Consider the following 10320-nt stretch of genomic DNA (forward strand, 5'->3'; position numbering starts at 1 on the left):
GGAGCATTGATGACCATGACCTATCGTTCCGCCCGCTGGCTGATCGTTCCGCTTGCCGCCGTCTCGCTGTCCGCGTGCGGCATCAACAGCGTTCCCACCAAGGAAGAGGCCGCAAAGGCCAAGTGGGCGAATGTCGAGGCCGCTTACCAGCGGCGCGCCGACCTGATCCCCAACCTCGTCGAAACCGCGAAGGGCGCGGCCAAGATCGAGCAGTCGACGCTCGAAGGCGTGATCCAGGCGCGCGCCTCGGCGACGCAGGTCAAGCTGAGCACCGACGACCTCGAAGACCCGGCGAAGGTTCAGGCGTTCCAGCAGGCTCAGGGCAATGTGTCGAGCGCGCTCGGCCGCCTGCTCGTCACCGTCGAACAATATCCCGAGCTCAAGAGCCAGGCGCGCTTCGCCGACCTGATGACCCAGCTCGAAGGGACCGAGAACCGGATCAACGTCTCGATCCAGGATTACAACAGCGCGGTGCAGGATTATAACACGACGATCCGCACTTTCCCCGACATCATCGGCGCGAAGATCGTCCACGGCGCCAAGCCGATGACACCATACAAGGCGGTCAGCCCCAATGCGAACGTCGCGCCGAAGGTCGATTTCGGTCAATAGGATGCGCGCCGCCGCCCTTGCCGTTCCGCTCGCGATCCTGGTGGTCGCGGGCGGCTGCAAGGCGGCGCCCGAACCCGCTGCCGCAAAGGAAACGGCGGCCTGCGACGGCATTCCCCAAATGGCGCTCGCGGGCCGCGTGACCGATGCGGCAGACCTGTTGACCGCCGAACAGGAGGCGCGCTTGTCCGAGCGTCTGGCCCGTTACGAAAGCGATACGCGGCACCAGATGGTCATCGCGACGGTCCCCGACCTCAACGGCGCGCGGGTCGACGATTTCGGCACCTGTCTCGGCAACCGCTGGCAGATCGGACGCAAGGACCACGACGACGGCATCGTCGTCCTGATCGCACCGAAGGAACGGCAGATGCGCATCGCCACAGGCACCGGCATGGAAAAGATACTGACCGACGACAAGGCGCAGGCGATCGTCCACCGGATGACACCCTATTTTGCCAAGGCGGATTATGCCGGCGGCCTGTCGGCCGGCGTCGACGCCATCGCCGCAGAGACCGGAGACACACCATGAGATCGCTCCTGCTCGGCTGGGCGCTGGGCCTTTCGCTGCTCGCGGCCCCCGCGACCGCGCAGACCTTTCCCAAGCTCACCGGCCGCGTCGTCGATCAGGCGGACATCATCCCGCCGGCCGAGGAAGCCAATCTGGGCGTCCAACTCGAACAGCTCGAAAAGACCACCGGGCACCAGCTCGTCGTTGCGACGGTGAACAGCCTCGAAGGCAATGACATCTCCGATTATGGCTACAAGCTCGGCCGCGACTGGGGCATCGGCGGCAAGGACAACAACGACGGCGTCGTCTTCCTGATCGCGCCGAACGAGCGACGGATGAACATCTCGGTCGGCTATGGTCTCGAACCCGTGCTGACCGACGCCTTGTCGGGCCGCATCATCCGCGACGACGTCACCCCGAAATTCAAGGCGGGCGACTATCCCGGCGGAATCCAGGCGGGGGTCGATGCAATCGCGCAGCAGATCCAGCTCCCGCCCGAGGAAGCCGCCGCGCGCGCTGCCGCCGCCGACAAGGCCGCGCGCGACCGTGCCGACGACGGCGATTTCGGTGGGCTCTTCTTTATCGGCTTCATCGTCTTTATCTTCTTCGTCCTGCCAATGCTGTCGGCCTTCCGTGGTCGCGGCAAGCGGCATCGCAAGAACCGCCCTTGGGGCGGCGCGCCGATCATCGTCTGGGGCGACAATGACTGGGGCGGGGGCGGCGGATCATCGTGGGGCGGCGGCGGTTCCTCATGGGGAGGCGGCGGCGGCTTCGGCGGGGGCGGCGGCTTTTCGGGCGGCGGTGGCAGCTTCGGCGGCGGCGGCGCCTCGGGCGGCTGGTAAAGGAGCGAAGCGATGAAAGTCAGCCACGTCAGCGAAGCCGACCACGACCGCGTTACGGCTGCGGTCGCCGCGGCCGAGGAGGGCACGAGCGGCGAGATTGTCACCGTGATCGCCGCGCAATCGAACGATTATGACGATGTAGCGCTCGTCTGGGCAAGCGTGATCGCGTTCCTCGCCATGTCGATCGTCGCGCTGTTCCCCGATTTCTATCAGGGGCTTTATTATCGGATTACAGGCGGCTGGGGCCACGAACTCACCGCCAACCAGTGGCTGGGAACGGTGATCGCGATCGGCGTTCTCAAATGGATCGGCGTATGGCTGATTTTGCTCTGGCTTCCGCTGCGCCTGTGGCTGACGCCGCGCGCGATCCTGGCGGCTCGCGTGCGCGCCCGCGCGATCGATCTGTTCAAGGTCGGCACCGAGGCGAAGACATTGGGTCGCACCGGCATCCTCCTCTACGTCAGCCTGCGCGAGCATCGCGCCGACATCGTCGCCGACGAAGCGATCGCCGCCAAGGTCGCGCCCGAGGTCTGGGGCGACGCGATGGCCGCGCTGATCGACCTCGTCCGCAAGGGCCAGCCCGGCGAAGGCATGGCCGAAGCGGTGCGCCAGATGGGGCTGGTCCTCGCCGACCATTTCCCGCGCGGGAGCGAGAATCCGAACGAACTGCCGGATCGGCTGATCGAACTGTGAAGGCCGCGTTCGCCGTCCAAACACCGATATGAGATTCCGTCATCCCGGCGAAGGCCGGGATCTCGCCGGTGACGATAGGGCGAGATCCCGGCCTTCGCCGGGATGACGATTGATCACGCCCATCCGGCACGCAAGCCGCTGAAAGGACACCCCATGCCCATCCCCTCCCCCGACACCCCCATCGAAACCCGCTGGGAGGGCCGCTTCATCACCGTCAAACAGCAGGGAACGTGGGAATATGTCTCGCGCTCGCGCGGCATTCACGCCGCGGTGATCCTTGCGATCGACGAAGCATCCGACGGGCGCCACGTCCTTCTGGTCGAGCAATATCGGGTGCCGCTGAAGGTCCGCTGCCTCGAACTGCCCGCCGGTCTCGTCGGCGACGACACCGCGGGCGAGGCTTCGGAGATCGCGGCGCGGCGCGAACTGGAGGAAGAGACGGGCTATCGCGCCGCCGACTGGCGCACCGTCGGCGAATTTTACAGCTCGCCCGGCATGGTAAGCGAAAGCTTCACGCTGCTCGTCGCGAAGAAGCTGATCAAGGTCGGCGACGGCGGCGGGGTCGATGGCGAGGACATCACCGTTCACCGCGTTCCGCTGGCCGGCATCGCGGATTTCATCGCGGCCAAACGCGCCGAAGGCTGCGGGATCGACGTGCGCGTGGCGATGTTACTGGCAGGTGGGTTGCTCGCAGAATAGCCGCTACCAACCGATAGGCGATATTCAGCGTCTCATAGCATCGTCATTCCCGCGAAAGCGGGAACCCAGAGCGTGCGTCGGCTGACCTCACTCTGGGTTCCCGCTTTCGCGGGAATGACGAAGATGGGGATACGCTCCCTAACCCAGAGCCGTGCTCCGCTTCGGACCAGCCTCTACCGCCCCCCGAACCGCCAGCGCAGCAGCGGCCGTGCCAGCAGCAGCCCCGCCAGAAATCCGCCGACATGGGCCCAGATCGCGACCGCGCCGAACCCGCCGCCGCCCGCGAAGCCGAGCGCGAGTTGCAGTCCGATCCACGCCGCGGCGAGCCAGAGCGCGCGCACCCAATGCGCCGGGATTGGCCCGATCGCCGAGGTCTGCGTGCGGCTGAAGATCAGCGCGAACACCGCGAGCAGCGCCGAAATCGCCCCGCTCGCCCCGATCATCGGGATGGCCGACCCCGGATCGGCAAGGAACTGCGCGAGCGCGCCGGCATAGGCACCCGCAAGCAGCAGAACCGCCATCGCCTTGCCCCCCAAGGGTGCCTCGAGCTGGCGGCCGATGAACAGCAGCATCACCATGTTGAAAATCAGGTGCAGCCAGCCGCCGTGCAGGAAGGCCGAACTGAGCGGCGTCAGGAAAACGGGCAGCATCGTCCCCGGCGGCGCGATGACCTCGGTTCCGAACCGCGCGGGAATGAAGCCCGCGCGCATGATCGCCTCGCCCTGAAAGCCGGTGATCTGGAGCAGGACGAAAAGGACCACGCAAACGAGCGCAAAGCCCGTGACCAGCGGCGCGTCCTGCGGCTTCATCGTCCGCGCTCCGAAATCAGACGAATTCGATCTTGGTGACCAGATAATATTTGTCGCCCGCGGGCACCGTCACCTCGATCTCGTCGTCGACCTTGCGGCCGATCAGCGCGCGGCCGAGCGGCGAGTTGTAGCTGATCTTGCCGTCCTTGGCGTCCGCCTCGGCCTGGCCGACGATCTGGTAGCGAACCGGCTTGTCGTCCTCGTCGGCGAGGGTGACGGTCGCGCCGAACACGATGCGGTCGCCCGACAGCGTCGTCGGGTCGATGATCTGGGCGCGCGACAGCCGGTCCTCGAGGTCGCCGATCGAAGCCTCGACCTGGCCCTGACGCTCTTTCGCGGCGTGATATTCGGCATTTTCCGAAAGGTCGCCATGCGCGCGCGCTTCCTCGATCGCATCGACGATGAGGGGGCGTTCGGCTTTCAGAGCCGCGAGCTGCGTGCTCAGCTTCTCATAGCCTTCTGCCAGCATCGGCACCTTTTCAACGCTTGCCATTATCCTGTTGTCCTTCGTCAAAAATTCCGCCTCGGCGGGTGAGCGCCGGGCGGCTGAGCCGCTGTTTCCGTAATGTCGGGGAGGTGGAGCGGTCCTTCAATAATAGTCTTGTAGCGGCTTCACTTCAAGAGAGTGCGCGCGCAGCGCGCCGATCGCATGGGTCGCGGCATCGCTGCCCGCCGCGGTCGTATAATAAGCGACGTCGGCCGCCAGCGCCGAGGCACGGATCGATTGCGAGTCCTGCAGCGACTGCCACCCTTCGGTGGTGTTGAAGATGAGCTGGACGTCGCCGTCCTTGATCCGGTCGACGATATGCGGGCGCCCTTCGGCAACCTTGTTGACGCGCTCGACCGCGATCCCCTGTTCGGCGAGATAGGTAGCGGTGCCGCCGGTCGCGATCACCTGCCAGCCCCAGCCGACGAGGCGGCGGACGGCATCGAGGATGCGCGGCTTGTCGCTGTCCTTGACCGACACGAACAGCCGCCCGCTGGTCGGCAGCCGGTCGCCCGCGCCGAGCTGCGCCTTGGCGAATGCCAGGTTGAAATTGCTGTCGATTCCCATGACTTCGCCGGTGGACTTCATCTCGGGCGACAGTACCGGATCGGTGCCGGGGAAGCGCGCGAAGGGGAAGACGGCTTCCTTCACCGCGACATGCGCGATGTCGCGGTTGATCGTCGGCAGGTCGGCGAGCTTCTCGCCCGCCATCACCCGCGCCGCGATCTTGGCGATCGGCGAACCGACCGCTTTCGCGACGAAAGGCACGGTGCGGCTGGCGCGCGGATTGACCTCGATCAGATAGACTTCGTCATCCTTGACCGCGAACTGGATGTTCATCAGCCCCCGCACCTCCAGCGCGCGCGCCAGCGCATCGGCCTGGCGCTCGATCTCGGCGACGATCGCGGCCGACAGGCTATAGGGCGGGATCGAACAGGCGCTGTCGCCCGAATGGACGCCGGCTTCCTCGATATGCTGGAGCACGCCCGCGACAACGACGCCAGAAGGTCCGGGGGTGCCGTCGCACAGCGCGTCGACATCGACCTCGATCGCGTCGCGCAGATAGCGGTCGATCAGCACCGGCGAATCGCCCGACACCTGCACCGCCGTCTCGATATAATGTTCGAGCTGCGCCTGATCGTCGACGATCTCCATCGCGCGGCCGCCGAGCACATAGGAGGGGCGCGTCAGCACCGGATAGCCGATGCGCGCCGCGACCGCGACGGCCTCCTCGCGGCTGCGCGCGATGCCGTTCTCGGGTTGCTTGAGGCCGAGCTTGTTGACGAGCGCCGCGAAACGCTCGCGGTCCTCGGCGAGGTCGATCGCATCGGGCGAGGTGCCGAGGATCGGAATCCCCGCCTCCGCCAGCGCCTTCGCGAGCTTGAGCGGCGTCTGCCCGCCGAACTGGACGATCACGCCGACGAGGGTGCCCTTCGACATTTCGACGTGCAGGATTTCGAGCACATCCTCGGCGGTCAGCGGCTCGAAATAGAGGCGATCCGAGGTGTCGTAATCGGTCGACACCGTCTCCGGGTTGCAGTTGACCATGATCGTTTCATAGCCCGCCTCTTCGAGCGCGAAGCAGGCGTGGCAACAGCAATAGTCGAACTCGATCCCCTGCCCGATCCGGTTCGGACCGCCACCCAAAATGACGACCTTCTTGCGGTCGCTAGGGTTCGCCTCATTCTCGGGCTCGCCGAAGGTCGGCGCTTCGTAAGTCGAATAGAGATAGGGCGTCTTCGCGGCGAACTCCGCCGCGCAGGTGTCGATCGTCTTGAACACCGGCCGCACGCCGAGCTTGTGGCGCAGGTCGCGCACCTCGGCTTCGGTCACACCGCCGGTCATCGCCTTCACCGCCTCGTGGATCAGCCCGCTGCCGCGCGCGGTCGCCTGCTTCGATCCCGGGCGAAGGTTCGCCGACTGGAGCGCCAGATAGGCAAGGCGCCTGTCCGAAAAACCCATGGCCTTGAGCTTGCGAAGCCCCTCGGCATCGCGCGGCAGGCCGTTGCGGCAGACATCCTCCTCGGCCGCGACGATCTCGGCAATGCGTTCGAGGAACCACATGTCATAGCCCGCGACGCGGTTGATCTCGGCGAGCGGCAGCCCCTCGCGGATCGCCTGCGCGGTGTTGAGCAGCCGGTCGGGGGTGCGCTGGGCGAGTTCGCTGCGAAGCTGATCGTGCGTGGCGCCCTTCAGCCGCTCGACGAAGTTGAAGCCCGACAGTCCGGTTTCCAGCCCGCGCAGCGCCTTTTGCAGGCTTTCATGGATCGTGCGCCCGATCGCCATCACCTCGCCGACCGATTTCATCGCGGTCGACAGCGTCGCCTCGGCGCCCTTGAACTTTTCGAAGGCAAAGCGCGGGATCTTGGTGACGACATAGTCGATCGTCGGCTCGAACGACGCCGGGGTGACCCCGGTGATGTCGTTCATGATCTCGTCGAGCGTGTAGCCGACCGCCAGCTTCGCCGCGACCTTCGCAATCGGGAAGCCCGTCGCCTTCGACGCGAGCGCCGACGAGCGCGACACGCGCGGGTTCATCTCGATCACGATCAGGCGGCCGTCCTTCGGATTGACCGCGAACTGGACGTTCGACCCACCTGTTTCGACACCGATTTCACGCAGCACCGCGATGCTCGCGTTGCGCATGATCTGATATTCCTTGTCGGTCAGCGTCAGCGCGGGGGCGACGGTGATGCTGTCGCCGGTATGGACGCCCATCGGATCGACATTCTCGATCGAACAGATGATGATGCAATTGTCCTTGCGGTCGCGCACCACCTCCATCTCATATTCTTTCCAGCCGAGGAGCGATTCCTCGATCAGGACTTCGGTGGTGGGCGAGGCGATCAGGCCGCCGCGGACGATATGCTCGAACTCTTCGCGGTTATAGGCGATGCCGCCGCCGGTGCCGCCCAAGGTGAAGGACGGACGGATGATCGACGGCAGCCCGGTCCGTTCGAGCACCGCGAACGCCTCATCGAGCGTATGCGCGACGCCGCTGCGAGCGCTCTCCAGCCCGATCTTGTCCATCGCGTCGCGGAACTTCTGCCGGTCCTCGGCCTTGTCGATCGCTTCCGCATCGGCGCCAATCATCTCGACACCATATTTGGTCAGCGTGCCGTCGTTGAACAGCGCGAGCGCGGTGTTGAGCGCGGTCTGCCCGCCCATCGTCGGCAGCACCGCGTCGGGGCGTTCCTTCTCGATGATCTTGGCGACGATCTCGGGCGTGATCGGCTCCACGTACGTGGCGTCGGCGAGGTCGGGATCGGTCATGATCGTCGCCGGGTTGGAGTTGACGAGGACGATGCGATAGCCCTCCTCCTTCAGCGCCTTGATCGCCTGCGTCCCCGAATAGTCGAACTCGCACGCCTGACCGATAACGATCGGGCCGGCGCCGATGACGAGGATGGATTGGATGTCGGTTCTTTTGGGCATTATTTCTTCTCTGTCTGCGCAGCTTTGCCGGCCATCGACCATTCGAATTCATTGGTGAACCGTACGGTCACTTGCCATTCCTTGGCGATATCGAGCAGGCAATTTATTGCATTGGGAGAATTCCTACCGATTGGCACAAATAGCTCTCCGTAACCATCTGGAATCGGGGCATTATAGGTGAATTGACCTATTTTGCATTGATAAGCAGATCGCGGAAGCAAGTCCTCAGCCTCGGCCTTGCGCTTCTCATACAATTCGTCCGAAAAATTGTCCCAAACCACCAAAGCCGGCTCTCTTTTCGGTTGCGACAGGACATCAACCAAAAGCCAGCTGGCCGAGGCAGCAAATGCTCCCGTTGCAATCCATATCAGTGCGTCGCGCTTCAATTGAGCGCCCCAACAAATTTCTCGAACAGATAGAAGCTGTCCTGCGGCCCCGGGCTTGCCTCGGGGTGATATTGGACGCTGAACGCTTGCTTCCCCGTGATCGCGATGCCGCAGTTCGATCCGTCGAACAGGCTCTTGTGCGTTTCGACCACGCCCGCGGGCAGCGTCGAGGCGTCGACCGCGAAGCCGTGGTTCATGCTGGTGATCTCGACCACGCCGTCCCCAAAATCGCCGCCGACGCGTTGGACGGGGTGGTTCGCGCCGCGGTGGCCCTGGTGCATCTTCACCGTTTTCGCGCCGACCGCGATGCCCAGCATCTGATGGCCGAGGCAGATGCCGAACAGCGGAATGTCGCGATCGAGCAGCCCCTGGATCACCGGCACCGCATAGTCGCCCGTCGCGGCGGGATCGCCCGGGCCGTTCGACAGGAACACGCCCGCGGGCTGGTGGCTCAGCACCTCGTCGAGGCTCGCGGTCGCGGGGACCACGGTGACGCGCGCACCGGCCTTCACGAGGTTGCGGAAGATATTGTCCTTCGCGCCATAGTCGATCGCCACGACATGCGGGCGCTCGGCGCCGTCCTCGGTCGCGTAGCCGTGCCCGAGCGTCCACGCCCCGCCGGTCCAGTCGCCGGTGTCGGTGCGGCTGACCGCCTTCGCAAGGTCCATGCCCTCAAGCCCCGCCCAGCCGCGCGCCATCGCAAGCAGCTCGTCGATGTCGAACTTGCCGTCTGCACTGTGCGCGATCACCCCGTTCGGCGCCCCGGCGTCGCGGATGCGGCGGGTCAGCGCGCGCGTGTCGATGCCTGCCAGCCCGATCACGCCCTGTTCGGTCATCCATTCGGGCAGTGTCTGGACGCTGCGGAAATTGCTTGGGCTTGTCGGCAGCTCGCGCGTGATGCAGCCGACTGCGCCATGGACGCCGCGCTCCATATCCTCCGGGTTCGCGCCGACATTGCCGATGTGCGGAAAGGTGAAGGTGACGACCTGCCCGGCATAGCTCGGGTCGGTCAGGATTTCCTGATAGCCGGTCATCGAGGTGTTGAAGCAGATCTCGCCGACCGCCGCGCCCGCGGCGCCATATCCCACGCCCCACAGGATCGTGCCGTCGGCAAGGACGAGGACGCCGGTCGCCCCGGAAGGCGCGACGGAAGGATTGGCTGGTGCCATTTAATCTGCTCCGGATGGAAGGCTAAACGGCCGACCAAGTAGGAGCCAAAAAAATGATTCACAAGCTATCGGATTGTGAATCTTGCCGCTAGAGAGGGCCTTTCCGAAATTTGCAGCGCAAAGAGGACACGCATGATTCGCGATGACATCAAGGCTGCGCAGGTTGCCGCGATGAAAGCGGGCGACAAGGCGCGTTTGGGCACGATCCGGCTGATGCTGGCAAAGATCAAGGACCGCGACATCGAACTCAGGACCGGCACCGCGCCGGCCGACGACGATGTGCTGGTGACCGACGTGCTGCAAAAGATGGTCAAGCAGCGCCGCGAATCGATCACCATGTACGAACAGGGCGGCCGCCAGGAACTCGCCGACGCCGAAGCCGCCGAGGTCGTGGTGATCGAGGATTTCCTGCCCGCGCAGCTTTCGGAAGAAGACGCGGTTGCCGCGATCAAGGCGATCGTCGCGGAACTCGGTGCGGCGAGCCTCAAGGACATGGGCCGCGTGATGGCAGCGGTGAAGGAACGCCACGGCTCCGAGCTCGACATGAGCAAGGCAAGCGGATGGGTGAAGGCGGCGCTGGGCTGACTTTCCGGCGAGAGCCAACTTCCCAATCCGTTCGTGTCGAGCGAAGTCGAGACACCCATCGACCTTGCGCTATATCGATGGGTGTCTCGACTTCGCTC

At 65.0% G+C, this 10320-nt stretch carries 11 protein-coding genes; 6 read left to right on the forward strand and 5 right to left on the reverse strand.

The window, feature by feature from the left end:
- Nucleotides 1-9 precede the first annotated feature (9 nt).
- The 5 genes from VHO04_RS14435 (at nucleotide 10) to VHO04_RS14455 (ending at nucleotide 3351) form a co-directional block, all read left to right on the forward strand.
- Entirely contained in the window at nucleotides 10-612 is a 603-nt protein-coding gene (locus tag VHO04_RS14435) for a LemA family protein (RefSeq protein WP_329628934.1), read from the forward strand.
- Between the two features lies 1 nt (nucleotide 613).
- Nucleotides 614-1138, forward strand: a complete 525-nt coding sequence (locus tag VHO04_RS14440) for a TPM domain-containing protein (protein ID WP_329628935.1) — start codon at nucleotides 614-616, stop codon at nucleotides 1136-1138.
- Complete coding sequence (locus VHO04_RS14445) at nucleotides 1135-1959, forward strand: TPM domain-containing protein (protein ID WP_329628936.1); 825 nt, start codon at nucleotides 1135-1137, stop codon at nucleotides 1957-1959. The genes VHO04_RS14440 and VHO04_RS14445 overlap by 4 nt, the downstream gene beginning before the upstream one ends.
- Before the next feature lie 12 nt (nucleotides 1960-1971).
- A complete protein-coding gene (locus VHO04_RS14450; protein WP_329628937.1) occupies nucleotides 1972-2652 on the forward strand; it encodes a hypothetical protein in 681 nt (226 codons plus the stop codon).
- A 153-nt stretch (nucleotides 2653-2805) separates the two neighbouring features.
- Nucleotides 2806-3351 carry an NUDIX hydrolase gene (locus VHO04_RS14455; protein WP_329628938.1) on the forward strand — a complete coding sequence of 182 codons (546 nt, stop codon included), beginning with the start codon at nucleotides 2806-2808 and terminating at the stop codon, nucleotides 3349-3351.
- Nucleotides 3352-3524: 173 nt separating this feature from the next.
- Here the strand turns inward: VHO04_RS14455 and VHO04_RS14460 are convergent, their stop codons facing one another.
- The 5 genes from VHO04_RS14460 to carA all read right to left on the reverse strand — a co-directional run bounded on the left by VHO04_RS14460 (nucleotide 3525) and on the right by carA (nucleotide 9637).
- Nucleotides 3525-4160: a rhomboid family intramembrane serine protease gene (locus VHO04_RS14460; protein WP_329628939.1), complete on the reverse strand. Its 636-nt coding sequence runs from the start codon at nucleotides 4158-4160 to the stop codon at nucleotides 3525-3527.
- 16 nt (nucleotides 4161-4176) lie between these two features.
- Nucleotides 4177-4653 carry a transcription elongation factor GreA gene (gene greA / locus VHO04_RS14465; RefSeq protein ID WP_257543712.1) on the reverse strand — a complete coding sequence of 159 codons (477 nt, stop codon included), beginning with the start codon at nucleotides 4651-4653 and terminating at the stop codon, nucleotides 4177-4179.
- Nucleotides 4654-4749: 96 nt separating this feature from the next.
- Nucleotides 4750-8082 carry a carbamoyl-phosphate synthase large subunit gene (gene carB / locus VHO04_RS14470; RefSeq protein WP_329628940.1) on the reverse strand — a complete coding sequence of 1111 codons (3333 nt, stop codon included), beginning with the start codon at nucleotides 8080-8082 and terminating at the stop codon, nucleotides 4750-4752.
- Nucleotides 8082-8468 (reverse strand): hypothetical protein, encoded by a 387-nt coding sequence (locus VHO04_RS14475; RefSeq protein ID WP_257543714.1) that lies wholly within the window; start codon nucleotides 8466-8468, stop codon nucleotides 8082-8084. The genes carB and VHO04_RS14475 overlap by 1 nt, the downstream gene beginning before the upstream one ends.
- Nucleotides 8465-9637 carry a glutamine-hydrolyzing carbamoyl-phosphate synthase small subunit gene (gene carA / locus VHO04_RS14480; protein WP_329628941.1) on the reverse strand — a complete coding sequence of 391 codons (1173 nt, stop codon included), beginning with the start codon at nucleotides 9635-9637 and terminating at the stop codon, nucleotides 8465-8467. Before carA ends, VHO04_RS14475 begins: the two co-directional genes overlap by 4 nt.
- A gap of 132 nt (nucleotides 9638-9769) precedes the next feature.
- On the opposite strand from carA, the gene VHO04_RS14485 reads away from it, so the two are divergent.
- Nucleotides 9770-10222, forward strand: a complete 453-nt coding sequence (locus VHO04_RS14485; RefSeq protein ID WP_329628942.1) for a GatB/YqeY domain-containing protein — start codon at nucleotides 9770-9772, stop codon at nucleotides 10220-10222.
- The last annotated feature ends 98 nt before the right edge of the window (nucleotides 10223-10320 follow it).

Origin of the sequence: Sphingopyxis sp. (genome assembly GCF_036261875.1) — a bacterium.
In the GTDB taxonomy this organism is placed as follows: Bacteria; Pseudomonadota; Alphaproteobacteria; order Sphingomonadales; family Sphingomonadaceae; genus Sphingopyxis.